At 59.3% G+C, this 24,960-nt stretch carries 24 protein-coding genes and 2 pseudogenes; 5 read left to right on the forward strand and 21 right to left on the reverse strand.

All coding sequences use genetic code 11. The features are described 5' to 3' along the window. Position 1: 1 nt before the first annotated feature. The 7 genes and pseudogenes from SK54_RS22800 to SK54_RS13390 form a co-directional block, all read right to left on the reverse strand. A pseudogene (locus SK54_RS22800) lies at positions 2-214 on the reverse strand (hypothetical protein); the annotation flags it as partial. Next, a pseudogene (locus SK54_RS13365) lies at positions 204-410 on the reverse strand (DUF2878 family protein); the annotation flags it as partial. The pseudogenes SK54_RS13365 and SK54_RS22800, both read right to left, overlap by 11 nt. Before the next feature lie 46 nt (positions 411-456). Then, on the reverse strand, positions 457-1,677 hold the full coding sequence (locus SK54_RS13370; RefSeq protein ID WP_039270805.1) for an SAM-dependent methyltransferase: 1,221 nt from the start codon (positions 1,675-1,677) through the stop codon (positions 457-459). Continuing rightward, positions 1,674-2,396 carry a DUF1365 domain-containing protein gene (locus tag SK54_RS13375; protein ID WP_045334821.1) on the reverse strand — a complete coding sequence of 241 codons (723 nt, stop codon included), beginning with the start codon at positions 2,394-2,396 and terminating at the stop codon, positions 1,674-1,676. Before SK54_RS13375 ends, SK54_RS13370 begins: the two co-directional genes overlap by 4 nt. A 1-nt stretch (position 2,397) precedes the next feature. After that, the gene (locus tag SK54_RS13380) at positions 2,398-3,657 is read right to left on the reverse strand and encodes an NAD(P)/FAD-dependent oxidoreductase (protein WP_023303690.1); all 1,260 of its coding nucleotides are present in this window, start codon (positions 3,655-3,657) and stop codon (positions 2,398-2,400) included. Next, positions 3,654-4,373, reverse strand: a complete 720-nt coding sequence (locus SK54_RS13385; RefSeq protein ID WP_048247413.1) for an SDR family NAD(P)-dependent oxidoreductase — start codon at positions 4,371-4,373, stop codon at positions 3,654-3,656. The genes SK54_RS13380 and SK54_RS13385 overlap by 4 nt, the downstream gene beginning before the upstream one ends. Beyond that, positions 4,370-4,804, reverse strand: a complete 435-nt coding sequence (locus SK54_RS13390) for a nuclear transport factor 2 family protein (protein ID WP_017384507.1) — start codon at positions 4,802-4,804, stop codon at positions 4,370-4,372. The genes SK54_RS13385 and SK54_RS13390 overlap by 4 nt, the downstream gene beginning before the upstream one ends. 258 nt (positions 4,805-5,062) lie before the next feature. Between SK54_RS13390 and SK54_RS13395 the strand changes: the two genes are divergently transcribed. Both SK54_RS13395 and SK54_RS13400 read left to right on the forward strand, forming a co-directional pair. Continuing rightward, a complete protein-coding gene (locus tag SK54_RS13395) occupies positions 5,063-5,260 on the forward strand; it encodes a hypothetical protein (protein ID WP_003857318.1) in 198 nt (65 codons plus the stop codon). Between the two features lies 1 nt (position 5,261). Next, positions 5,262-6,014, forward strand: a complete 753-nt coding sequence (locus tag SK54_RS13400) for a hypothetical protein (RefSeq protein WP_048247415.1) — start codon at positions 5,262-5,264, stop codon at positions 6,012-6,014. A 57-nt stretch (positions 6,015-6,071) separates the two neighbouring features. Here SK54_RS13400 and SK54_RS13405 read toward each other — a convergent pair whose 3' ends face one another. Beyond that, positions 6,072-8,048: an alkyl/aryl-sulfatase gene (locus SK54_RS13405; RefSeq protein ID WP_017693471.1), complete on the reverse strand. Its 1,977-nt coding sequence runs from the start codon at positions 8,046-8,048 to the stop codon at positions 6,072-6,074. A 202-nt stretch (positions 8,049-8,250) separates the two neighbouring features. Between SK54_RS13405 and SK54_RS13410 the strand changes: the two genes are divergently transcribed. After that, positions 8,251-8,886, forward strand: a complete 636-nt coding sequence (locus SK54_RS13410) for a helix-turn-helix domain-containing protein (RefSeq protein ID WP_017693472.1) — start codon at positions 8,251-8,253, stop codon at positions 8,884-8,886. A 42-nt stretch (positions 8,887-8,928) separates the two neighbouring features. Here the strand turns inward: SK54_RS13410 and paaY are convergent, their stop codons facing one another. The 13 genes from paaY to paaA all read right to left on the reverse strand — a co-directional run bounded on the left by paaY (position 8,929) and on the right by paaA (position 20,122). Further along, positions 8,929-9,534, reverse strand: a complete 606-nt coding sequence (paaY, locus tag SK54_RS13415; protein WP_006810541.1) for a phenylacetic acid degradation protein PaaY — start codon at positions 9,532-9,534, stop codon at positions 8,929-8,931. A 9-nt stretch (positions 9,535-9,543) separates the two neighbouring features. After that, complete coding sequence (paaX, locus tag SK54_RS13420; protein WP_032103751.1) at positions 9,544-10,479, reverse strand: phenylacetic acid degradation operon negative regulatory protein PaaX; 936 nt, start codon at positions 10,477-10,479, stop codon at positions 9,544-9,546. A gap of 133 nt (positions 10,480-10,612) precedes the next feature. After that, positions 10,613-11,929 carry a phenylacetate--CoA ligase PaaK gene (paaK, locus tag SK54_RS13425; protein ID WP_023303684.1) on the reverse strand — a complete coding sequence of 439 codons (1,317 nt, stop codon included), beginning with the start codon at positions 11,927-11,929 and terminating at the stop codon, positions 10,613-10,615. A 26-nt stretch (positions 11,930-11,955) separates the two neighbouring features. Continuing rightward, positions 11,956-13,161 (reverse strand): 3-oxoadipyl-CoA thiolase, encoded by a 1,206-nt coding sequence (pcaF, locus tag SK54_RS13430; RefSeq protein WP_048247417.1) that lies wholly within the window; start codon positions 13,159-13,161, stop codon positions 11,956-11,958. Beyond that, on the reverse strand, positions 13,161-13,583 hold the full coding sequence (gene paaI / locus SK54_RS13435; protein WP_015570592.1) for a hydroxyphenylacetyl-CoA thioesterase PaaI: 423 nt from the start codon (positions 13,581-13,583) through the stop codon (positions 13,161-13,163). Before paaI ends, pcaF begins: the two co-directional genes overlap by 1 nt. After that, positions 13,573-14,997, reverse strand: a complete 1,425-nt coding sequence (paaH, locus tag SK54_RS13440) for a 3-hydroxyacyl-CoA dehydrogenase PaaH (RefSeq protein ID WP_048247419.1) — start codon at positions 14,995-14,997, stop codon at positions 13,573-13,575. The genes paaI and paaH overlap by 11 nt, the downstream gene beginning before the upstream one ends. Position 14,998: 1 nt before the next feature. Then, positions 14,999-15,787, reverse strand: coding sequence for a 2-(1,2-epoxy-1,2-dihydrophenyl)acetyl-CoA isomerase PaaG (gene paaG / locus SK54_RS13445; protein ID WP_026094304.1), 789 nt, complete (start codon positions 15,785-15,787; stop codon positions 14,999-15,001). Continuing rightward, positions 15,787-16,554: a 2,3-dehydroadipyl-CoA hydratase PaaF gene (paaF, locus tag SK54_RS13450; RefSeq protein ID WP_048247421.1), complete on the reverse strand. Its 768-nt coding sequence runs from the start codon at positions 16,552-16,554 to the stop codon at positions 15,787-15,789. Before paaF ends, paaG begins: the two co-directional genes overlap by 1 nt. Further along, complete coding sequence (gene paaE / locus SK54_RS13455) at positions 16,551-17,621, reverse strand: 1,2-phenylacetyl-CoA epoxidase subunit PaaE (RefSeq protein ID WP_048247422.1); 1,071 nt, start codon at positions 17,619-17,621, stop codon at positions 16,551-16,553. The genes paaF and paaE overlap by 4 nt, the downstream gene beginning before the upstream one ends. Before the next feature lie 7 nt (positions 17,622-17,628). Beyond that, positions 17,629-18,126, reverse strand: coding sequence for a 1,2-phenylacetyl-CoA epoxidase subunit PaaD (gene paaD, locus SK54_RS13460; RefSeq protein WP_023296559.1), 498 nt, complete (start codon positions 18,124-18,126; stop codon positions 17,629-17,631). An 11-nt stretch (positions 18,127-18,137) separates the two neighbouring features. After that, positions 18,138-18,884, reverse strand: a complete 747-nt coding sequence (paaC, locus tag SK54_RS13465) for a 1,2-phenylacetyl-CoA epoxidase subunit PaaC (RefSeq protein ID WP_015570597.1) — start codon at positions 18,882-18,884, stop codon at positions 18,138-18,140. An 8-nt stretch (positions 18,885-18,892) separates the two neighbouring features. Continuing rightward, positions 18,893-19,180 carry a 1,2-phenylacetyl-CoA epoxidase subunit PaaB gene (gene paaB / locus SK54_RS13470; RefSeq protein WP_003857353.1) on the reverse strand — a complete coding sequence of 96 codons (288 nt, stop codon included), beginning with the start codon at positions 19,178-19,180 and terminating at the stop codon, positions 18,893-18,895. Between the two features lie 12 nt (positions 19,181-19,192). Next, positions 19,193-20,122 (reverse strand): 1,2-phenylacetyl-CoA epoxidase subunit PaaA, encoded by a 930-nt coding sequence (paaA, locus tag SK54_RS13475; RefSeq protein WP_003857355.1) that lies wholly within the window; start codon positions 20,120-20,122, stop codon positions 19,193-19,195. A gap of 285 nt (positions 20,123-20,407) precedes the next feature. Between paaA and paaZ the strand changes: the two genes are divergently transcribed. Both paaZ and tynA read left to right on the forward strand, forming a co-directional pair. Next, a complete protein-coding gene (paaZ, locus tag SK54_RS13480; protein ID WP_048247424.1) occupies positions 20,408-22,447 on the forward strand; it encodes a phenylacetic acid degradation bifunctional protein PaaZ in 2,040 nt (679 codons plus the stop codon). A 195-nt stretch (positions 22,448-22,642) separates the two neighbouring features. Then, the gene (gene tynA / locus SK54_RS13485) at positions 22,643-24,916 is read left to right on the forward strand and encodes a primary-amine oxidase (protein WP_045334809.1); all 2,274 of its coding nucleotides are present in this window, start codon (positions 22,643-22,645) and stop codon (positions 24,914-24,916) included. Positions 24,917-24,960 lie beyond the last annotated feature (44 nt).

Below are 24,960 nucleotides of genomic sequence, written 5' to 3' on the forward strand. Positions count from 1 at the left end.
GACGCAGTTCAGGATACTCGCTCAGCCAGGCTTCACTCTGCGGCTCCTGCTGCAAAATGCCCTGCGCCTGCCACTGGTCGCGGGTCGCCTCAACCAGGTCGTCACCATCGATGTCCCGGGCATAGGTGATAATCAGCGCATTATCGCCGTCTAACCCTGTATAGCTGCCGTCGGGCGTCAGAAGCTGAGAGGTATAAACGGTAAACGGCCCCCAGACGCTCGCCGATCAGGTAGGCCACCGGCCCGCCCAGGGTCGCCAGTACCGTCAGCAACCAGCCCGGCAAGGTGGTCGTGCGGGTCAGTTGCGTCCAGACGGTGGCAAACATTAGCCACAGCGCCACCATCCATAGCGGCATCAGGGACGCGCCCGTGAACGCAATCAGCCCCGTCAGCGCCCAGAGCGCGTCCAGTAGAGATCAAACCCGATGGCCAGCAGAAATACCTGCCCGTAGCGCTTCACACGCGTTCCGCAGTCAGCTGCACCACGCTGATGGTGCGGGCATTAAACCCGGCTTCACAGTAGCCGAGGTAGTACAGCCACATCCGGCGGAAACGGTCATCAAACCCGAGCTTTTCAATCTCCTGCCAGGCGTGAACGAACCGCTGACGCCAGTGCGCCAGCGTGCGGGCGTAGTCCGGCCCCATATCGAAGAGGTTACGCACCACAAAATCGGTATGGCGGGTCATGAGTTCATTCATGGCGGTGATGCTGGGCAAAAAGCCGCCGGGGAAGATGTAGCGCTGAATAAAATCGACGCTTTTGCTGTAGTCGCGATAGCGTTGATCCTGAATGGTGATGGCCTGAATCGCCATCCGCCCGCCTGGACGCAGACGCGCCTGGCAGGTGCGGAAAAATGTTGGCAGGTAGCGCTGACCGACGGCCTCAATCATCTCAACCGACACCAGCTTGTCGTAGACCCCGGTCAGATCGCGGTAGTCGCAGAGCAGCACCTCAACGCGATCCTGCAACCCTGCCCGGGCGATGCGCGCGGTGGCCCAGTGGTACTGCTCCTGCGACAGCGTGGTGGTGGTCACCCGGCAGCCGTAATGACGGGCGGCATATTCCGCCATCGCCCCCCAGCCGGTGCCAATCTCCAGCAGATGATCGTTTGCTGTGAGCGCCAGCTGGTCACACAGCCTCGCCATTTTCGCCTGCTGAGCCGCGGTCAGATCCTGCTCGTCCCCGCTAAACAACGCGCTGGAGTACAGGAGATGTTCATCAAGGAAATGGGCGTAAAAGGCGTTGCCCAGATCGTAATGGGCGGCAATATTTTCCCGCGCCTGCGCGCGGGAGTTGCGCCGCATCCAGTGCCGCAGCCGCTCCACCGGTTTCCCGAGCAGGCGAAACCCTTTTTCCAGCTTTCCGAGGATTTGGCTATTGCGCGCAATCAGCTCCAGCAGCGGCGTCAGGTGGGGCGTCTCCCAGTCGCCATCCATCCACGCTTGTGCCGCGGCGAGGCTGCCCCCGGTTAAAATGCGCCTGTAGACGCCCGGAGCAAGTACTTGCACCTCAGCGTGAAGCGCGGCGGAAGCGTCGCCGAACTGGAACGTCTGCGCGCCTTCACGCAGCGTCAGCGAGCCACCGTGCAGGCCATTCAGCAGGCGGAAGAGCAACCATCGCGCGACGCGGACGTTGCGCGGGATATCGGGTTCAAGCGCAAAGACGGGATTGGTCATGAGCGTTCACTCCTGCTGAGGGGATGGTTATGCAGCGGCACGCGCTTCAGCCACAGCCTGAGCGCCTGCCAGTAAATGGCGAAAACGGTTTTGAGGGTCATCAACGGGATCCGCACCAGCAGCGAACGCAGCGCCGTGCGCGTCAGCTGCGCCCGGCGTAGCGTCAGGGTGGCATCAAACACCTTCGTCTCCTGATGGTTTTCGATATGCATGCGCAGCGTGCTGTCCGGGCTGTTGAAGCGCCAGTGGTAGATCATATCCATCGGATTAAAGGGCGAGACGTGAAACGCTTTCTCCGTCGGCGGGGCGTCCCGCCCCGCTACCGCGTAGTAATGTCGTTCATTCCACGGCGTGTTACGGACTTCGGCGAGAACCCAGCGCAGGGTGTCTTCCCCGTCATAGCAGTAGTAGAAATTGACCGGGTTGAAATGAAAACCGAAATAGCGCAGCTGAGTCAGAAGCATGACCCGCCCCGCCGGACGTTCGCCGGTCAGATTTTCCAGACGCTCAAGGACACGCGCTTTGAGCGGCGTGCCCAGCGGGTAATCCGCATCATAAAATGCCGCGGGCGCAACGCGGTTACGACGCACGCCGACAGAGGGCAGCGCGTCCAGCTCATCCAGATCGAGCCAGGCCATAAACACGCTGTAGGTAAAGTGGTGCGCTTTCGGCGCAAGCCGACGATGGCGCAATGTACCGTGGTAAAGGCAGCTGTTCATCTTAGTTGCCCTCCCCGGTCGCGATAGCGTTGACCACGTCCAGCGCACTGCGTACGCCATCTTCGTGGAAGCCGTTGTACCAGTACGCGCCGCAGAACCAGCTCCGCTGGCGACCGTTTATTTCGCCGCGCCGGGCCTGAGCTTGCCAGCTTTGCGGGTTAAAAAGTGGATGCTCATAGACAAAGCGGCGCAGCACAAACCGTTCCTCCACCGGCGTTTCCGGGTTGAGGGTGACGCAAAACAGCGGGCTACCCGGCGGCAGTCCCTGCAAGATATTCATGTTGTAGGTGACGCAGGCGCTGGCCTGATCCTGCTCGCTGAGGCGGTAGTTCCAGCTCGCCCACGCGCGTTCGCGCACCGGCAGCCAGCGCGGATCGCGGTGAAGCACCACCTCGTTACGCTGCCAGCCGATATCCCCCAGCACCTCGCGTTCAGCCTGCGTTGGGCTGGCGAGCATCGCCAGCGCCTGAGCGGAGTGGCAGGCGAAGATCACCTGATCAAAAGTGTCTGTTACGCCCTCACGCGCAATATCAACCCCACGATCGTGGCGAATAACCTGCTGCACCGGCGCGTTAAGGTGCAGCGTCAGGCGATCGCCGAGCGTATCCAGCATCGCGCGGATATACTCCCTGGAGCCGCCTGGCACCACGTACCACTGCGGACGATGGGTAATGTCCAGCAGACCGTGGTTTTCAAAAAAGCGTAAAAAGAGCGGCAGCGGAAAGCGTTTCATCTCCTGTAGCGACGACGACCAGATAGCCGCCCCCATTGGCAGGATGTAGTGGCGCGCAAAAAAGGGCGTAAAACGGTGCTGGCGCAGGAACGTTTCCAGCGTGGCGGAACCATCGACTTCGCCCCGGAGCGTCTGTTTCGCCAGCCGGTTAAAGCGCACGATCTCCTTCAGCAGCGTCCAGAAAGCCGGGTTGAGCAGATTACGTCGCTGGGCGAACAACGACGTCAGCGTGTGCCCGTTGTACTCCAGCCCGCTCTGCGGGTTGTGCACCGAAAAGCTCATCTGCGTTTTTTGCCCGCAGATGCCCAGTTCGCTGAGCAGCCCCATGAAGCGCGGATAGGTGCGGTCGTTGTAGACGATAAAACCGGTATCGATGGCAAAGCTGCCCTGCGGCGTATCGACATCCACCGTTGCGGTATGGCCGCCCGGCGTGGCCTGCGCCTCAAACAGCGTGACCTGATGATGTCCGGCGAGCCGCCAGGCACAGGTTAACCCGGCGATGCCGCTGCCGATAATTGCGATTTTCATGGTCGCACCATCCTGCGCAGCAGTGCGCGCTGAAGTACATCGGGCAGGCCGGAAAGCAGGCGCAGCGCCAGGCTGAACCCGGCGGGAAACGCGATGTGATCCTTCCCTTTTGCCAGACCGCGACGAATGGCGTGGACGGCGTCCCCCACGCTGACCCGGCCCGGCATCGGGAAATCGTTTTTGCGGGTCAGCGGCGTGTCGACAAAACCGGGTGAAACGACCGTGACGGCAATCCCTTTCGGTTCCCAGTCGAGGCGCAGCGTATCGGCGAACCAGGTTAACGCCGCCTTGGAGGCGCCATACGCTTCGGCTCGCGGGAAGTGAAGCCAGTGCGCCATCGAACTGACCAGCACCACGCGGTTGCCGGATACCAGCTGCGGCTGCAACGCCGCAAGGCAGTTTACCGGCCCGATGAAATTGGTGGTCATGACCCGCGTCACCAGCTCGGCATCCACCTCGCCGCGGTCGAGATACTCGCAGGTTCCGGCGCAGAGAATCACCGTGTCGGCAGTACAGTCCGCCAGCGCCTGGCGACAGGCGTCCCTGTCTGTCATATCGAACAGGCGCACCGTAATGTTGGGGCTGTAATGATGCACGGCTGCCAGACGTTGCGCATCGCGCCCGCAGGCAATCACCCGGTAACCATCGTCGGCAAAAGATTTCGCCAGCCCCACCCCGATGCCCGAGCTTGCGCCGGTGATCAGAACCGTTTTCATGATTTCACTCTTCGCTTCACGCCGCGCACGGCCCAGCCGAGTATCGGGAGATGTTCGTAAATCATCTCTCCGGCATCGTAGTAATCCCGCTGGCGAACAATGCGATCGTCGCGCATGTCTACCACGGAGCAGCCCGGCAGCTGGCGCATTGCCCCCCCGGCGATACGCGGGTGCGACCAGTGCATCATCCAGGTGACCACAAAGCGATCGCCCTGCTGCAACGGTGCATCGACGGTAAAGCGACAGTGCTGGACGTTAGCCAGCAGATGGGTGAAATAGCGTTGAATCGCGAACACCCCGCTGTGTTCGCCAAAGGGATCGATAAGCGTGGCATCGGCGCGATAAATCCCCGCCAGCGCCGAAGGTGGCTGGGTATCCAGCGTGGCGTAGTAATCAACGAACCGACTGATGACGGACGGCAACGTGCTCATGGGTCACATCCTGGGTGTAAACAACGTAGCGGAATCGCATAATTTAAACTTACACAATTAACTTTATTTGTCCAAGTTTGCGCAGAAATATTTTTTATTATTATTATTTTTCAGTTATATGGAATATCACCACGCACAACCATTTTGTGAAAAATATGAATTTCGCCGCCAGGCTGCCGATTTTTTAGGGATAACCTTAAGGCAAAGGTGCCATTTATCTTCCAGACTTATCCTTTTAATTCATAAGGATGTCACGCGATGAAACATTTACTGATGACGCTCTTTTCCAGCCCGGAATCCTTGTTGCAGGTCATGAGTCACCAGGAAATTATCGAAGCCGTAGAGGATGGCGACCGCATCATCATCGATCAGGATGGAAACGCCTCGGTTAACTACAAAAGCCACGAGGTGCGGCAGGACTTTCTGCGCCATGTCAACGCGCTGAAGAGGGCCTGAAATGGGAACGGCAATATTCATGGTATTGATGGTATGCGGGTACTGGTACACCAGCCGCGACCTCTCAACACGGTTTAAAATCAAGCGATCCTTTGGCTGGGACGTCTATTTTCTTGTTGCACTGTATGGCTGTATTTTTGTTCTTCAGGGGGTGATCGCCACCGGCCTGCTGTGGCTGCTGTTGTTCGCCCTCTCCGCCACCGATAACACGTTCCATTTCACGTCAGCAAAATATGCCGACTGGCAAATTGATTTTATGAACTGGAGCTTCCTGGGGATTCAGGCCCCGGTGGTGGTGATGCTGACCTTCGCGATCCTGTTTTGTCTCTACCGATCGAACTGGGCCGGAAGCGCGCGGCTGGACGGCGATGGCCGGAAAAAATTGTACAAGCGGCTGGCGCAGTCGAGCGGGATTGAACAACTGCTCTATCAGTGCATGGAGGAAGGTGAACTGGCGCACGTCACGCTGAAATCGCGGCGGATCTATATTGGCATGATCCATACCGCCACGCTGGAGTATGAAAAAACGGCCAATATCGTGCTTATTCCGATGCTGAGCGGCTACCGTGACGGGAAGAACATGCAGCTCTGTATCGAACATAACTACAGCAAATGGTATGCCGAGCATGACATTACGCTCGATTCGGAGCCCAAAAGCGCCATGGATTTTCGCAAAGTGATCATGCTGGATCAGATCGAGAGTATTTCGCTGTTCGATCCGGCAAGCGCCAGCGCGCTGGCGATGCGTGAATGAAAAAAATAGCGCCTTATCGTAATAAGGCGCCAGGATTAACCAGGATGAACGCTAAACTTATGGCGTGACAATATTGAACCAGAAGTCAAATGTGTCCATGTAGCTCAGCATCTCTTCCAGCTTCGCTCCGTCTCCGCTCACCTTGACGTCACCCTTGTCCATCGCCTGCTTGAGCGTCTCTTTCTTAAGGATGATGTCATTCAGCGTGGTGCGGTCCAGGGTGATGGTTGCGTCGGCATCCTTCGCCTGCGCGTTGGCGGTATGGTTCAGCACGCCGTTTTCCAGCTCCAGCTTGTATTTGCCGCCATCCTTACCGAGATCGATGTTAAAGACCGCTTTCGCGTTACCGGCCCGCACCCCGTTGATGTGCACGCCCAGGTAGTCGAAGAACATTTCCGGGGTCATCGCCCGCACGGTATCCGGGCTGGCGGTGTTCGGCGTCGGCAGCTTCTTCACGCCATTACGCAGTTCCTGCGCGCCGGTCAGGTAGAAGTTACGCCAGGTGCCCGCTTCCGCCTGGTAACCTAACTGCTCCAGCGCGTCGGCTTCCAGATTACGTGCCGCAGCGTTCTGCGGATCGGCGAAGACAATTTTGCTGGTCACCTGCGCCACCCAGCGGTAGTTGCCCTGCTGATAGTCAGCTTTGGCTTTCTGCATGATGGCATCGGCCCCTCCCATGTATTCCACAAACTTCTTCGCAGCCTGTTCAGGCGGCAGTTCGTCGAGGGTAGCCGGGTTGCCGTCGAACCAGCCGAGATAAAACACGTAGGTGGCTTTGACGTCGTGGCTGACGGAACCGTAATAGCCGCGGCTAGCCCACTGTTTTTCCAGCGATTCCGGCAGTGTAAATTCAGCGGCGATCTCGTCGCGGGTCAGCCCCTTGTTTGCCATACGCAGGGTCTGGTCGTTGATGTAGCGATACATATCGCGCTGGCCTTTCATCAGCTTGACGATATTCTCGTTGCCCCAGGTCGGCCAGTGGTGCTGCGCAATAATCACTTCCGCGTCCGCGCCCCAGCGCTCAATGGCGGCGTTGATGTACTTGGACCAGGCCAGCGGATCGCGGATTTTCGCGCCGCGCAGGGAGTAGGTGTTGTGCAGGGTATGGGTCACGTCCTCTGCGGCTTCGATCATTTTCTTCTCTTTGACATACCACAGCATTTCGGACGGGGCTTCTGAGCCCGGCGCCATCATAAAGTCGTAGGTCAGCCCGTCAATCACTTCCTGCTGGCCGGTATGGGTAATGTAGTTGGTCGGCGGGATCAGGGTCACCGTACCCGCAGAGGTGGTGGTGCCAAGACCCGCCCCCACCTGGCCTTTTGCATCCGGCTTCAGCAGGTTGCCGTACATATAGCTCGCACGGCGGCTCATCGCATTCCCGGCCATAATGTTTTCGGAAACCGCTTCTTTCATAAAGCCTTCCGGGGCGTAGATCTTCACTTTGCCGGACTTCACGTCGGCTTCGTCAACCACACCGCGCAGGCCGCCGTAGTGGTCGACGTGACTGTGGGTGATCACCACAGCGACGACCGGTTTCTTGCCGCGGTTTGCATAGTAGAGATCCAGCGCTTCTTTCGCCGGTTCAGCGCTTAACAGCGGGTCGATAACGGTGATGCCCTTCTCGCCTTCAATGATGGTCATGTTGGAGAGATCGAGATTGCGGATCTGATACACGCCGTCGGTGACCTTAAACAGCCCGCCAATGTTGATCAGCTGTGACTGACGCCACAGGCTCGGGTTTACCGTATCCGGGGCTTTTTCACCCTCTTTCACGAAATCATATTTCGCCGGGTTCCAGATAACGTTCCCCTGCTCGCCTTTAATCATGTTTTGTGGCAGCGGGGCGATAAAACCTTTATGGGCGTTCTCAAAGTCGGTTTTATCGGCAAACGGTAATTTGTTATACAGGGCGTTATTTGCCTGCCGGGTTGTGGCAGTGGCATCCTGCGGCTGCACTTCCGCAAACGCGGAAAGCGACAGCGACGTTAACACACCGGCAAGCGCCAGATGTTTAGCAATTAGGGTTAATTTCATTGAATGGCCTCATAGATTAATTGCGCCGCCTGGATATTTACTGTTGGCGGATAATTTTAATGCGAACTCATTGACGACCATTCTAATCAGAATACTTTCTCATCATAGTCCCATATGGGACTGGTTATTTATCGGTTCGTAATCCGGGGGCTATTGCTGCTATACTCGTTACCACGGCAGACGTTGCGGGGAGAGGCTTAGCGTGAATTTTCAGGATATCCATACCTATTATCAGCAACTCAATATTGGGCAATTCTTTCCGCACATGCTTTGTAAAGGCGAGGCCTTATCCGTTGCCGCAAATAAAAAATTCACCGTCGAGCCTGGCTATATCTATTTTTGCACTGAAGGATCGCTGACAATATTAATGCCTGATGATGGCCTAAATATTGGCAATACTATCGAGTATATGCCGATAGGGTTAATGGAAAGGTATTGTCCACTGGCGAAGTATGAATATCGCAGCAGTGCAAAGGTGAAGCTGGTGAGAATAGCCTGGGCCGACTTCGACCAGCTATTTTTCGGGGGCGGGTGTGAGCGCATGCAGGCGCTGGCCACCATACTGACCTACATGTCCATTTTCACCATCGACCTGCACAATGAACGCAGGCAGGTCACCAGCTACCAGACCATCAAACCGATGCTGTACCGCTATCTCTATCGGCAGGAGACCCACACGGGAGAGAATGAGGGCCTGGCGCTGTTTATCATTAAGCGCACTAACCTGTCACGCACGCATGTCTTTCGCGTGCTGGCAGATCTCAAAGCCGGGGGCTATATCACCATGAAGCGCGGAAAGCTGGTGTCGATTGACCGGCCCCTGCCGGAAGCGTATTAAGCTCATCTTCACGCCTTGAGCAACACGCGGGAACGAACGGCCTTATTTATCCCGGCCAGCCGACTTGGGCCGTAAATTCTCATCGAAGACCAGCCGTTTGCGGCCGGGCTCTTCTTCCCGCAGCGGCTCCACCTGATGCAGCGTTTGCTTACAGCGATCCACCAGTACCTGATACTCCCGCGTGCCCTGCTTTTTCCACTCTATTTCCTGCGCGCTTAACTCACGAATCGCTTTCGCCGGACTGCCAAGAATTAAGTGATTCGCAGGCATCTCCGCTTTGGCCTTCACAAACGCCGCCGCCCCGACGATGCTGTTTTCGCCGATCGTCGCCCCGTCCATCACGACCGCATTCATCCCCACCAGCGCATTACGGCGGATAATGCAGCCGTGCAGGATCGCGCTGTGGCCGATATGCCCGTCCTCTTCCACCACCGTGTCCTGCTCCGGAAAACCGTGCATCACGCAGTTATCCTGGATGTTCGCGCCGTCTTTCACCACGATCCGGCCAAAATCACCGCGCAGGCTGGCGTTAGGGCCCACGTAAACACCTTTTCCGAGGATCACGTCGCCAATCAGCACCGCGGTCGGGTGAACATAGCTCTCTTCAGGCACGACCGGCGTCAGACCATCAATTTGATAAACAGGCATACCCTCTCCTTATGTGATATTCAGACCACCAAAACGCTGGTGATAAAGCGTGCCGGGAGCGGGCAGCTCGCCCACGGAGGTTTCCCCCTTCTCACTGACAAACGCCAGGGCTCCCGCCGCCACGCGCTGGTAGATGTTAATACACAGCTGTCGCGCGCTCTGTCCCGCCCAGTGCGCAGGAAGTAACTCCTCCGGCAACAGCGGATCTTTCAGCACCACGCGACGATAAAAATGAATGAGTAACAGCTGGATCTGGAAGCAGCGTTCCGGAGTCAAATCCTCAGGCGGCGCCTCTTTCAGCAGCGGCAGCAGCGGACGGAACGAGTTGATAAACGTTTCGTACATCGCATTTTGTTCGGTCAGCTGCCAGCACTCTTCCACGCGGGATCGTAGCGCCGCGCGTGACAAGGCCAGCGGCGAATGGGCTTCAAAGAAAATGACGTTTTCCGCCACGCCCGCGTCATGCAGCAGAGACTGCACGTCCGCCAGGTTCTGCGACGGCGAGGCCATCAGGCTCGGCGCCAGCGTGCCGAACCCTTGCCAGATGAGCTGTTTTTTCACGTCCGCGAGCGTGGTTTTATCCAGCCCCTCGGAAAGCAGCAGCAGCCATTTACCATCCCACGCCGGCAGTTCCGCACGGTAGATTTTATTTTCCGCGCGGCGGGTCAAACGCAGCCCCTTGTCGCTGAGACGGTAAAAGCTGCGGCGGCCAATGCGGGACACGTCCAGCCAGCCCTCTTTGTTGAGGCGAAACAGCGCGGTGCGCACAAAGCGCTCCCCGAAACCCATCCCTTCCAGCAGGGCCGCCAGGCTGCCGAGCCAGATCTCTCCGCCGCGATGGGAAAGCGCATCGCCATACAGCGAGGAGATAAGCGACGTTCCGCTGACGGGAACAGAGCTGACTGCGTGCTGGATAAAGGCATCAAGTTTATTCATGTGATTCATTCTGTTGTTATTTTTTTCCTGGATGAATCATAGCATACGAATCTGGGGTGTACCCTCACCCTAACCCTCTCCCAAAGGGAGAGGGAACTTAATACACCCTCTCCATTTGGGAGAGGGCTGGGGTGAGGGAAATTCAACCGTTGGCTGCCACTTTACGCAAATCAAACACCCGGCTGGCTTTACCCTCGGAGCGCGGTATACTGCCGCAGTTCACGATCATCACGTCGGTCGAGATCCCCACCATCGATTTAATCCGATGACGCAGCTGATGGCAGACCTGACAGCGCTGTTCATGGGTCAGCGTTAAGCTGCTCTGTTTCAGCTCGACCTTCACCGAAAGTGAATCAAGATGCCCGCGGCGGTTCACCTCCAGCTGATAGTGCGGCGAAAGGTGTTCGAACTTAACGATCTCCTCTTCCAGCTGTGACGGGAAGACGTTAACCCCGCGAATGATGAGCATGTCGTCGCTGCGCCCGCTGATGCGATCCATCCGGCGCATGGTGCGTGCGGTGCCCGGCAGCAGGCGCGTCAGGTCGCGGGTGCGGTAGCGGATCACCGGCAGCGCCTCTTTGGTCAGCGTGGTGAACAGCAGCTCGCCCTGCTCGCCGTCGGCCAGCGGCGTGCCGTCATTCGGGTTGACGATCTCCGGGAAGAAGTGATCTTCCCAGATGGTCGGGCCGTCGGCGGTTTCAAGACACTCCATCGCCACGCCCGGCCCCATCACCTCGGAGAGACCATAGATATCCAGCGCGGTAATGCCCAGCCGTTTTTCAATTTCGCGGCGCATCGCCTGCGTCCACGGCTCGGCGCCAAACACGCCGACGCGCAGGGAACAGGCGCTGGCATCGCCGCCCATCTGACGCTCCAGCTCTTCAATGAGGTTCAGGCAGTAAGACGGCGTCACCATGATCATATCCGGCTGGAAATCGCGGATCAGCTGCGCCTGCTTCTCCGTCTGGCCGCCGGACATCGGGATCACCGTCGCTCCCAGACGCTCGGCACCGTAGTGCGCCCCCAGCCCGCCGGTGAAGAGCCCGTAACCGTAGGCGACGTGAATTTTATCCTTCGCGCTGCCCCCGGCGGCGCGCAGGGAACGGGCGACGATATTGGCCCAGTTGTCGATATCATTCTGGGTATACCCCACCACGGTCGGCTTTCCGGTGGTGCCCGACGAAGCGTGGATGCGTACCACCTGTTCCATTGGCACCGCAAAGGTATCAAACGGGTAGTTGTCGCGCAGATCCTGCTTGGTGGTGCACGGGAATTTTTGCAGGTCCGCCAGCTCGGTGAAGTCGTCAGGGTGAACGCCCGCGGCATCAAACTTGCGTTTGTACATCGGAACATTGTTGTAGGCGTGGTGCAGCGTCCACTTCAGGCGCGCGGTCTGCAACGCCTGCAATTCATCAATGGACGCGGTTTCGATCGGATCAAGCTTTGTTGTATTTATCATCGCAGGGTACTCACATTATTGTTCGCTCAAACACGCTCAAGGATCATGGCAATGCCCTGACCCACACCGATGCACATCGTACACAGCGCGTAGCGACCGCCGCGTCGGTGCAATTCATTGCTTGCGGCCAGCGCCAGTCTGGCACCGCTCATTCCCAGCGGATGACCTAACGCGATCGCCCCGCCGTTCGGGTTGACATGCTCCGCGTCATCCGGCAAGCCCAGCTGACGCAGCACGCCCAGCGCCTGTGCGGCGAAGGCTTCATTAAGCTCAATGACGTCCATATCGGTGATACTGAGTCCGGCACGCTCCAGCACCTTGCGGGTGGCGGGCACCGGGCCTAATCCCATCAGGCGCGGCTCGACGCCCGCTGTCGCCATGGCCACAATGCGGGTGCGCGGGGTTAACCCCTGGGCAAGCGCCATCGGCTCGCTGGCGATAATCAGCGCCGCCGCCCCGTCGTTGACGCCAGAGGCGTTCCCCGCCGTCACCACACCGTTCTTACGGAACGGAGCTTTCAGCGCGGCAAGCTGTTCCAGGGTGGTTTCGGCGCGCGGATGCTCGTCCACGCTCACTTCCGTTACCGCGCCTTTTTTCCCCACCACCTGTACCGGGATAATCTCCTGCGCCAGAACGCCATTCTGCTGCGCCCGCGCGGTGCGCTGCTGGCTGCGCAGGGCAAATGCGTCCTGATCGGCACGGCTTATATTTAACAATTCCGCTACATTCTCTGCCGTTTCCGGCATGCTGTCAGTTCCGTATTGCTGATGCATGAGCGGATTCACAAATCGCCAGCCGATGGTGGTGTCGAAGATCTCCGCCTGACGCTGAAACGCCGCCGTGGCTTTGCCCATCACGAACGGCGCACGGGACATGGATTCGACGCCACCGGCGATCAGCAGATCGCCATCCCCGGCCCTGATGGCGCGCGCCGCAAAGCCAATGGCATCCAGACCGGAGCCGCACAGGCGGTTAATGGTGGTGCCGGATACCGTCTGCGGCAGCCCGGCCAGCAGCGCCGACATGCGCGCCACGTTGCGGTTATCCTCCCCGGCCTGATTCGCGCAGCCGAAGATCACGTCATCTATGCGCTCCAGATCGAGCTGCGGGTAACGCGACAGCAGCGCACGCAGCGGCACGGCACCTAAGTCATCGGCGCGCACGCTGGATAATCCTCCGCCGTAGCGACCAACCGGGGTACGCACACCCTCACAAATAAATGCGTCACACATCAGGCTTCTCCTGTCACACTGCCGCCAGTGCGGTGCGATTTCCCGCGAAAAAGAGCGACGGTTTTCTGTTGTTGGTTCTGAATTTCAATGTCGTAGACGCCGGTCAGTTTGCCCTGATGCTTCACCCGCGCGGTGGCGGTGAGCTTATCTCCGGCAAAGCCTGGACGCAGAAAATCGATGGCGCAGCCTGAGGCCACCGCCGCCAGCCCCTGACTGTTGCAGGCGTAGGCAAAGGCGGTATCGGCCAGCGAGAACAGCTGTCCGCCGTGGCAGGTTTTATGCCCGTTGAGCATCTGCGGGGTGATGGTCATGGTCACCACCGCGTAGCCCTCGCCCATGTCGATAATGTCCATCCCCATCGCCTGCGCGCAGGCGTCCCGTTCGTACATCGCGCGGGCGTTATGCCAGGCGTTATGACTCATAGCTACTCTCCAGAAGCGCACGCTGGCGCAGCAGTGAACAGGGGCGATAGCGTTCCTCGCCGTAGTGACGTTGCAGGTTTTCCAGCAGCGTTAACAGACGCTGCCAGCCAAGGCGCTCGCCCCAGGCGATGGGCCCGCAGGGATAGTTGACCCCTAAGCGCATGGCGGTATCGATGTCTTGCTCGCTGGCGACCCCTTTTTGCAGGGCGTCCAGCGCTTCGTTGGCAATCATCGCTACCGTGCGCCAGACCAGCAGGCCGGGGTAATCGGCAATCTGTACCACCCGTTTCTCCTGGTGCTGCAACCAGTAAATGGCTTTCTGCGTGGCGGCGTGCGGGTTGCCGGGTGCGGCGGCTATCACGGCCACATCCCGCTCGATGCGGTCGACCACCACCACCGGGCAGCCGTGGCGCAGCGCCAGCGACTGCGCGGTTTCACCCTGCGTTTCGATCAGCAACAGATCGTCAATTTCCGTGACACCGTCACTTCTTCGCTGTACGCGCATCGGGCTGAAGCTGTCGCTGACCGGGGCGAGCCAGCTGACGGCGGGTTTCTCCTCCAGCCAGCGGTAAACGCCCTGCCCGCTTTTCTTGCCCAGACGCCCGGCCAGCACCAGCTCCTGCTGCACCAGCGACGGCAGAAAACGACGCTCCTGCCAGAAGGCGTTAAACACGGAGCAGGTCACGGCAAAGTTGACGTCCTGACCAATCATGTCCGTCAGCTCAAGCGGCCCCATCGGGAAGCCCCCGCCGTCTCGCAGGGCGGCGTCGATCACATCGGGCGTTGCCACCTGCTCCTCCAGCGCGCGCCAGGCTTCCGAGTAGAACGGGCGCGCCACGCGGTTGACGATAAACCCCGGCGTGGACTGGCAGCGTACCGGCTGCTTTCCCCAGCTCAACGCCAGCTCGCACAGTGCATCGGCCACTTCGGGAGAAGTCGCCAGCCCGCTGACCACTTCCACCAGCTTCATCACCGGGGCAGGATTGAAGAAGTGCAGCCCGGCGACGCGTTCAGGGTGGTTTATCTCCGCTGCAATCGCGGTAACGGAAATGGACGAGGTATTGCTGGCAAGCAGCGTCTGCGGCGGGCAGATCTCAGCCAGCTGGGTAAACAGCGCTTTTTTTACCTCAAGCCGCTCGGAGGCCGCCTCGATCACCAGATCGGCTTTCGCCAGAGCACTGATATTCGTCACCGGCGTCAGGCGGGCGAGGATCTGTTCCCCGGCGTCGGCAGAGAGTTTTCCGCGCGCAACGCGAGAGGAGAGCCGCTGGCGAATGCCGTCGATGGCGCGGGAAATCGCCGCTGCGTCAATGTCGTACACCAGGACCGGATGACCGTGGCTGGCTGCCACTTCGGCAATCCCGGCGCCCATGGTGCCGCTGCCAATGACGGCGACCGTATGGATATTCACCATCTTATTTCCCCGTAAAGTTCGGCGCGCGTTTTGCCAGGAACGCGCTGACGCCTTCCCGGTAGTCGTCGCTGCGTCCGGCCAGACGTTGATAGTCGCGCTCCAGATCAAGCTGGGCGTCGAGGGTATTGGTTTCGGCGGCGTTAATCGCCTGCTTGATCAAGCCCAGGCCAAAGGTCGGCTGCGAGGCAAAATGCAGCGCCATCTGCTGTGCGGTGGCGGAGAGCTGGTCGTCGTCCACCACCTGCCAGATCATTCCCCAGGCCTGTGCCTGCTCGGCGCTGAGCTTATCGCCCAGCAATGCCAGCCCCATGGCGCGGGCGCGTCCGGTCACGCGCGGCAGCAGCCAGGTGCCGCCGCAGTCCGGTACCAGCCCGAGCTTGCTGAAGGCCATCACAAAGCTGGCTGAACGGGCCGCAATCACCATGTCGCAGCCGAGGGCCAGCGTGGCCCCCGCGCCCGCCGCCACGCCGTTAACCGCGCAAATCACCGGCTTCGGCAGTTTTGCCAGGCGGCGCACCAGCGGGTTGTAAAAAGTCTCAACGGACATGCCCAGATCGGGCGCGGGGCCGTTCGGGTCGACGTTACGGTCGTTAAGATCCTGCCCGGCGCAGAAACCGCGTCCTGCCCCGGTGATCAGCAGGCAGCGGATGGCGTCATCGCGCTCGGCCTGCTTCAGGCATTCGGAAAGCTGCTGGTGCATGACGTCGTTAAAGCTGTTCAGGCGCTCCGGGCGGTTCAGCGTAATGGTCATTACGCCCTGCTCAACATGGCTCAGAATAGATTCCACAATTAGCGTCCTTTAAAGTCTGGGGTGCGTTTTTGTAAAAAGGCGTTGATACCTTCCCGGCGATCGTCGGTGGCCGCGAGCAGCGCAAACAGCTGACGCTCCTGCGCCAGCCCGGCCTGAAGCGGGACTTCCTGCGACTGGCGAAGCGCCTGCTTCGCCGCCTGTAGCGCCAGCGGCGAGTGGCGCGCCATCCGCGCCGCCTGCTTCAGGGCGTACTCCAGCGTCAGCGAGGCCGGGTAGACGTCGCTGGCCAGCCCGGCGCTGTGCGCCTGAACCGCCGTGATGCTTTCGCCCGTCAGCACCATTTTGCTGGCCAACGATTTGCCCACGCTGCGGATCAGCCGCTGGGTGCCCCCTGCGCCCGGCATGATCCCGAGGGTGATTTCCGGCAGGCCAAAACGGGCGTTATCGCCGGCAATCACGACATCGCAGAGCAGCGCCAGCTCACAGCCTGCCCCCAGCGCGAAGCCGTTCACGGCGGCAATCAGCGGTTTGGTGAAGGCGTTGATCCGCGCCCACAGCTGCGGACGGATATCGTTCAGGGTGGCGGGCAGGTCTTTCTCCGCCATTTCGTTGAGATCGGCCCCGGCGGCAAAGCAGCGTTCGTTGCCGTACACCACGCAGACGGCGATCTCAGCATCCGCGGCGGCGGCCTCAAGCTGCTCCGCGATTTGCAGGAGCAGCGCATTGTTGAGCGCGTTGCGCGCCGCCGGACGGTTAAGCGTCAGCTGCAACACGCGACCGTGACGGGTGACAATCAGTTCACTCATGCCATCCCCTTCGCATCAAAATCGACGATAACGTCGGCGGTTAACGGCAGCGCCTGACAGCTCAGCACATAGCCTGCGGCCAGCTCGTCCGGCTCCAGGCTGTAGTTGGTCGCCATATCGACTTTTCCACGCAGCACTTTGCATTTGCAGGTGGCGCATACGCCGCCCTTGCAGGCATAAGGCAGATCCGCCCCCTGACGCAGGGCCGCATCAAGAATGCTCTCGTCGTCCGCCGTCAGGGTGATTTCACGGTCGCGCCCGTCCTGGCGGACGGTGACCTTCTGCCCGTCGGCCTGCACGCTGACAGTCCGTTTAACGGGTGTACCCGGCGTGTTAAAGCGCTCAAGATGGATCGCTTTTTCCGGCATACCCAGCGCTTTTAGTGCCGCCTCAGCCTCGTCCATCATCGCCGACGGGCCGCAGATGAAGGCTTCATCGTACTGGCGGAAATTCACCAGCGTTTTTGCCAGCGCCTGGAGTTTTTCCCCGTCAATGCGGCCATGGAGCAGATCGCTGTCGAGCGTCTCCTGGCTGAAGATGGCGATCAGCTGCAAACGCTGCGGGTATTTATCTTTCAGGTCTGCCAGCGCCCGGCGGAACATCATGCTCTGGCTGCTGCGGTTGCCGTAAATCAGGGTGAAGTGGCTGTGGGCTTCAGTGGCCAGCGTAGCGGACATAATCGCCAGCATCGGGGTGATCCCGGACCCGGCGGCAACCGCCAGATAGTGGCCTTCGCGTTCGGCCTGCGGCTGGTAGCCAAAATGCCCCTGCGGCACCATCACCTCCAGCGCCATGCCCGGTTTGATCTCGTCCCGGGCATAGCGGGAAAAACGTCCGCCCTCGATGGCTTTGACCGCCACGCTGATCTCACCGCACGCGGTGCTCCGGCAGATGGAGTAGCAGCGGCGCAGTTCCTCCCCGCCAGGACTGGCTTTCAGGGTCAGATGCTGACCGGGACGGAAGCGGTACGCCTCCTGTAACGCCTGCGGCACCGCGAAGGTAATGGTCACCGCGTCGCGGGTTTCGGGTTCTACTTTTGCCACTGTTAATGAATGAAACGTTGTCATGGCAGCCTCAAATACATTTGAAATAGTCGAAGGGCTCACGGCAGGTATTGCAGCGATAGAGCGCTTTGCAGGCCGTAGAACCAAATTCACTGATAAGCGAGGTATCGGTGCTCGCACAGCGCGGGCAGCTCACCTCAGCGGGAACGTGGGCATGGCAGCTATGGCCGACAGGCGGGCTGATGCCATATTCACGCAGGCGCCTGCGGGCATCGTCGGTCATCCAGTCGGTGGTCCAGGCGGGCTCCAGTTGCAGCACAATATGTACCGGGCTAAAGCCGTTTCCGGTCAGGGTTTCGCGGATCGCCCCCAGCAGATGCTCCGTTGCCGGACAGCCCGAATAGGTTGGCGTGAAGCCGATGACCCAGCCTTCCCCCTGCGCCTTCACGTTGCGCACCATGCCTAAGTCGGTGATGGTCAGCACCGGCACTTCCGGGTCGGGGATCTGGCTTAACAGCGCCCAAATCTGCGGGATTTGTGCAGGCGCGATGTCGACGAGGCGTTGCATGGCGTCCTCCTTTACCACTGCTGGCCGGGGTAAACGCGCTGGAGATACTGCATCTCTGCCAGCATCGGCCCGAGGTGTTCGGTATGTAGCCCCTTCTTGCCGCCCGTGCGATACGCCACTTCTTCGGGCACGCGGAGGGTGGCTTCCGCCAGGCCAGCAAACACTTCGCGCTCCCACGGGTCCCGCAGGTCGCGCGGATCAACCGCCACGCCGTCATCAATTAGCGCCAGTTCGACGTCGTCGGCGTCGAACAGTTCAGCCGTAAAGCGCCACAGGCTATCCACCGCCTGCTGCATTTTTTGTGCGGAGGTTTCTGTTCCGTCCCCCAGCCGCACCAGCCAGCCGCGGCTAAAGCGCAGGTGGTAGCGCGCCTCCTTAATGGCTTTTGCCGCGATGGCGGCAAGCTGACTGTCGCTGCTATGGATCAGCCGCTCGTAGAGCGCCACGTTCCACGCATCCATCAGATACTGACGGGCAATGGTGTCAGCGAAGCTGCCGTTTGGTTGTTCCACCAGCAGCAGATTGCGGAACTGACGCTCATCACGGCCATAGGCCAGGGTGTCTTCATCGCCCTTACCCTCCCGTTCAGCGGCGTAGGTCAGGAAATTGCGCGCCTGCCCGAGCAGATCAAGGCCGATATTGGCGAGCGCCAGGTCAATTTCCAGCTCTGGCGCGTGGCCGCACCAGGCGCCCAGACGCTGTGAGAGCACCAGACCGTTGTCGCCCAGACGCAGGGCATAAGCAGATACGTTGTTCATCCCCAACCTCACATATGCTCGATACCATCAGGGATGGTGTAAAACGTGGGATGGCGGTAGACCTTGCTTTCCGCCGGATCGAAAAACTCCCCGCTCTCTTCCGGCTGGGAAGCGACGATTTCACTCGCCTTCACCACCCAGATGGAACAGCCTTCGCTGCGGCGGGTATAGGCATCGCGCGCGTTTTCCAGCGCCATGCGGTCGTCGGCAGCGTGAAGGCTGCCCACATGCCGGTGCGACAGCCCCTGCTTCGAACGGACAAAAACTTCGTATAACGGCCAGTAAACATTGCTCATGGTTGATTCCTCTTATGCGGCCTGGCGGGCGCGTTGTTTTTCCGCGTGGGCCAGAGCGGCTTCACGCACCCATGCGCCGTCGTCCCAGGCTTTACGTTTTGCGGCCAGACGTTCGTGGTTGCAGATCCCGCGCCCGTTGATCACCTCGTCAAATTCCTGCCAGTCGATTTCGCCGAAGCGGTAGTGGCCGCTCTCTTCATCGAAACGCAGGTCGGGGTCCGGCACGGTCATACCGAGCATCTCCACCTGAGGCACCGTGTTGTCCACGAAGCGCTGGCGAAGCTCATCGTTGCCAAAGCGTTTGATCTTCCAGGCCAGGCTGCGGGCGCTGTTTGGGGAGTTGTCGTCGTTGGGTCCGAACATCATCAGCGCGGGCCACCAGAAACGGTTGATGGCGTCCTGCAACATCTGCCGCTGGGCTTCGCTGCCCTGCGCCAGCGCCATGCAGGCCTCAAAACCCTGACGCTGATGGAAGCTCTCTTCTTTACAGATTTTCACCATCGCCCGGGCATACGGGCCGTAAGAGGTACGGCACAGCGCCACCTGGTTCACAATGGCCGCCCCGTCCACCAGCCAGCCAATGACCCCGATATCGGCCCAGCTCAGGGTCGGATAGTTGAAGATGGAGGAGTATTTCATCTTGCCGTCGAGCATCTTTTGATAAATGTCCTCCCGGGCGCAGCCCAGCGTTTCCGCCGCGCTGTAGAGGTACAGGCCGTGTCCGGCTTCATCCTGCACCTTCGCCAGCAGAATGGCTTTCCGGCGCAGCGTCGGCGCGCGGGTGATCCAGTTTCCTTCCGGCAGCATGCCGACAATCTCAGAGTGGGCGTGCTGTCCAATCTGGCGGATCAGCGTCTTGCGGTAGGCATCCGGCATCCAGTCCTGCGGCTCGATGGCCGTCTCCTGTGCGATGCGTTGCTCAAAGCGTTGTTCTTGCGTCACATAACCACCTTTTTGATTCGTTAAATCACCACAAATAGCAAAATTGTGAATCATTTGGTTTTTTAAAAGTTACACAAAGGTTAAATATAACCCCAAGAAGCGTTTGTTTATTTTGTGACGACGCTCGCAAGCCTTTTCATGAAAGGCCGATGAAACAAGGCTTTCAGGTGGTCAGGTTAAGCAATACAGATCACAACGTTAACAATTCATTAAAACTCGACTTGCTTTTTATGATTCACGATCAAACTATTTATAGTGAAATTACGAAACATCTGGAGAGAAGAAATGCAGCAGTTAGCCAGCTTCTTGTCCGGCACCTGGCAATCAGGCCGGGGCCGCGAGCGCACCATCACCCACGCCATCAGCGGGGAAACGCTATTTGAAGTGACCAGCGAAGGGCTTGGTATGGCGGCCGCGCGCCGTTACGCCATTGAACACGGCGGAGAAGCGCTCCGCGCAATGAGCTTTATCGAGCGCGCCGCCATGCTGAAGGCGGTGGCCAAACATCTGCTGAGCCAGAAGGATCGGTTTTATGCCCTGTCAGCTCAGACCGGCGCGACGAAGGCCGACAGCTGGGTGGATATTGAAGGCGGTATCGGCACCCTCTTCACCTACGCAAGCCTCGGCAGCCGTGAGCTGCCGGACGATACCCTGTGGCCGGAGGATGAGCTGATCCCGCTGTCGAAGGAAGGCGGCTTTGCGGCACGTCACGTGTTAACGTCGAAATCCGGCGTGGCGGTGCATATCAACGCGTTCAACTTCCCGTGCTGGGGGATGCTGGAAAAGCTCGCGCCCACCTGGCTTGCCGGGATGCCCGCCATCATCAAGCCCGCCACCGCCACCGCGCAGGTGACTCAGGCGATGGTGAAAGCGATCGTCGAGAGCGGACTGGTGCCCGACGGCGCCATCAGCCTGATCTGCGGTGGCGCGGGCGATCTGCTGAACCAGCTCGACAGCCAGGACGTGGTGACGTTTACCGGATCGGCCAGCACCGGGCAGAGTCTGCGCGTCCACCCGAATATCGTCGCGCATTCCATTCCGTTTACCATGGAAGCAGATTCTCTCAACTGCTGCGTGCTGGGTGAGGACGTGACGCCGGAACACCCGGAGTTTGCGCTGTTTATCCGAGAAGTGGTGCGCGAGATGACCGCCAAAGCCGGACAAAAATGTACCGCCATCCGCCGCATCATCGTGCCGGAAGCGCAGATTGACGCCGTCAGCCAGGCGCTGATTGCGCGGCTGGAGAAAGTAGTCGTCGGCGATCCGGCCCAGGAAGGGGTGAAGATGGGGGCCCTCGTCAACGGTGAGCAACGTGCTGACGTGCAGGAAAAAGTCGATCATCTGCTTGCCGCGGGCTGCCAGATCCGTCTGGGTGGTAAAGCTGATTTGCAGGCGGCTGGCGCATTCTTCCCGCCCACCCTGCTGTTCTGCCCGCAGCCGGACGAAACCCCGGCCGTTCACGCCACCGAAGCCTTTGGCCCCGTCGCAACCCTGATGCCCTGCCGTAACACCGAACACGCCATGCAGCTGGCGCGGGCGGGCGGCGGCAGCCTGGCGGGAACGCTGGTTACGGCAGATACCCGCGTGGCGCGGCAGTTTATTGCCGGGGCAGCGCGCGCCCACGGACGTATTCAGATCCTCAACCAGGAATCCTCGAAAGAATCCACCGGCCACGGTTCACCGCTGCCACAACTGGTGCACGGTGGTCCGGGACGTGCGGGCGGCGGCGAAGAGCTGGGCGGCCTGCGCGCGGTGAAGCACTATCTTCAGCGCACGGCCATTCAGGGCAGCCCGTCCATGCTCGCCGCGATCGGTAAACAGTGGGTCCGTGGCGCGGAGGTGCAGGAAGATCGCGTTCATCCCTTCCGTAAATACTTCGAGGAGTTACAGCCGGGCGACAGCCTGCTGACCCCGCGTCGTACCCTGACGGAAGCGGATATCGTGAATTTTGCCTGCCTGAGCGGGGATCATTTCTACGCTCATATGGACAAAATTGGCGCGGCGGAGTCGATTTTTGGCGAGCGCGTGGTACACGGTTATTTCCTGATTTCCGCCGCGGCGGGGCTGTTTGTCGATGCCGGGGTTGGGCCGGTTATTGCCAACTACGGCATGGAAAACCTGCGCTTTATCGAGCCGGTCAAGCCGGGTGATACCATTCAGGTGCGCCTGACCTGTAAACGTAAAACGCTGAAGAAACAGCGCACTGCCGAGGAAAAACCCACCGGCGTGGTGGAATGGGCGGTGGAGATCTTCAACCAGCACCAGCAGGCCGTGGCGCTCTACTCCATCCTGACGCTGGTGGCGCGCCAGCAGGGTGACTTCTGACCCACCTCTTTCTTGCCGGGTGTCGCTCCGCTTACCCGGCCTACAACTACCTGACCGGGGTGTGATATCCCCCGGTCTTTTTTTAACCTGGCAAGACTGACAAACAACCTGGCAGATGCAGGCAAACGCTTTTCGTGCGCGCCTGTCAGGATAAGGCTGACACAACACAATAAACACAACAAGATGAGGTCTGCGATGGGAAGCAATTCTTCTTTTTCTGCCCGTAGAACGGCACTGGCCATGGCCGTTGCGCTCTGTTGCGCCTGGCAATCCCCTGTTTACGCTCACGGCAGCGAGGCGCATATGGTCCCGATGGACAAAACGCTTCAGGCGTTTGGCGCGGACGTGCAGTGGGATGATTACGCCCAGATGTTCACCATCGTCAAAGACGGTGCCTTTGTGAAGGTCAAACCCGGCGCAAATACCGCCATCGTTAACGGCAAACCGCTGACGCTCCAGGTGCCCGTGGTGATGAAGAACAATAAGGCGTTTATCCCGGAGACCTTTATCAACGATGTTTTTCAGTCCGGTCTTGATCAGACATTCCAGGTTGAAAAAAGCCCCCACCCGTTAAACGCGCTGACGGCTGATGAAATCAACCAGGCCGTAGCCATTGTGAAAGCCTCTGCGGATTTTAAACCCAATACCCGCTTTACCCAGATTGCGCTGGCGGAGCCAGAAAAGGCCAAAGTCTGGGACTTTGTGCTTAACGGCACGGCGGTGGATGCGCCCCGCCAGGCCAATATCATCATGCTTGATGGTAAACACATCATCGAAAGCCGGGTGGATCTGAAGGAGAAAAAGATCCTTCGCTGGGAGCCGATCAAAGACGCGCACGGCATGGTGCTGCTGGATGACTTCAATACCGTGCAGCAGATCATCAATGAAAGCCCGGAGTTTGCCGCCGTGCTGAAAAAGCGCGGCATTACCGACCCGAAGAAAGTGATCACCACTCCGCTTACCGTCGGCTTTTTTGACGGCAAGGATGGGCTGAAACAGGAAGACCGCCTGCTGAAAGTGATCAGCTATCTCGACGTGGGCGACGGTAACTACTGGGCGCACCCGATCGAAAACCTGGTTGCGGTGGTGGATCTCGAGCAGAAGAAAATCCAGAAGATTGAGGAAGGCCCGGTCGTGCCGGTTCCGCTCACGCCGCGCCCTTATGATGGCCGCGACCGCGTTGAAACGGTGAAAAAACCGCTGGAAATTATCGAGCCGGAAGGCAAGAACTACACCATCACCGGGGATAGGGTGCACTGGCAGAACTGGGATTTTCATCTGAGCCTGGACTCACGCGTCGGCCCGATAATCTCCACCGTGACCTATAACGACAACGGCAAAAAGCGACAGGTGATGTATCAGGGATCGCTCGGCGGCATGATTGTGCCGTACGGCGACCCGGATATCGGCTGGTACTTTAAAGCCTACCTGGACTCCGGCGATTACGGCATGGGTACCCTGACCTCCCCGCTGGTGCGCGGCAAGGATGTTCCGTCTAACGCCGTGATGCTCAACGAAACCATCCCGGATTACACCGGCGCGCCAATGGAGATCCCCAGGGCGATCGCCATTTTCGAGCGTTACGCCGGGCCGGAATATAAGCATCAGGAATTAGGTAAACCCAACGTCAGCACCGAACGCCGCGAGCTGGTGGTGCGCTGGGTCAGCACCGTGGGTAACTACGATTACATCTTCGACTGGGTATTCCACGAAAACGGCACCATCGGCATTGATGCAGGGGCTACGGGCATTGAAGCGGTGAAAGGCGTGCAAACGAAAACCATGCATGATGCCACCGCGAAGGATGACACCCGATACGGAACGCTGATCGACCATAATATTGTCGGTACCACCCACCAGCACATCTACAACTTCCGTCTGGATATGGACGTGGACGGCATCAACAACAAGCTGGTGGCCATGGATCCGGACGTCAAACCGAACACCGCTGGCGGACCGCGCACCAGCACCATGCAGGTGAATCAGTATGATATTGATACCGAACAGCAGGCGGCGCAGAAGTTTGACCCGGGCACCATCCGCCTGCTGAGCAATACCAGCAAAGAGAACCGCATGGGCAACCCGGTCTCGTATCAGATCATCCCTTACGCGGGCGGTACACACCCGGTAGCGTCCGGCGCGAAGTTTGCCCCGGACGAGTGGATTTATCACCGCCTGAGCTTTATGGATAAACAGCTGTGGGTGACGCGTTACCATCCCGACGAGATGTACCCGGAGGGAAAATACCCGAACCGTTCCACGCACGATACCGGCCTCGGCCAGTACAGCAAAGATAACGAATCGCTGAACGACCAGGATAACGTCATCTGGATGACCACCGGCACCACCCATGTCGCCCGCGCCGAGGAGTGGCCGATAATGCCGACGGAATGGGTGCACACGTTACTCAAGCCGTGGAATTTCTTTGACGAGACGCCAACGCTCGGCAAGAAAAAAGAGCAGAAATAACCCACCGACCGGGCGTAATGCCCGGTTTTTCATCTGCTTACTTG

The sequence above is a fragment of the Enterobacter sp. MGH120 genome (genome assembly GCF_001037725.1).
GTDB lineage: Bacteria > Pseudomonadota > Gammaproteobacteria > Enterobacterales > Enterobacteriaceae > Enterobacter > Enterobacter hormaechei_C.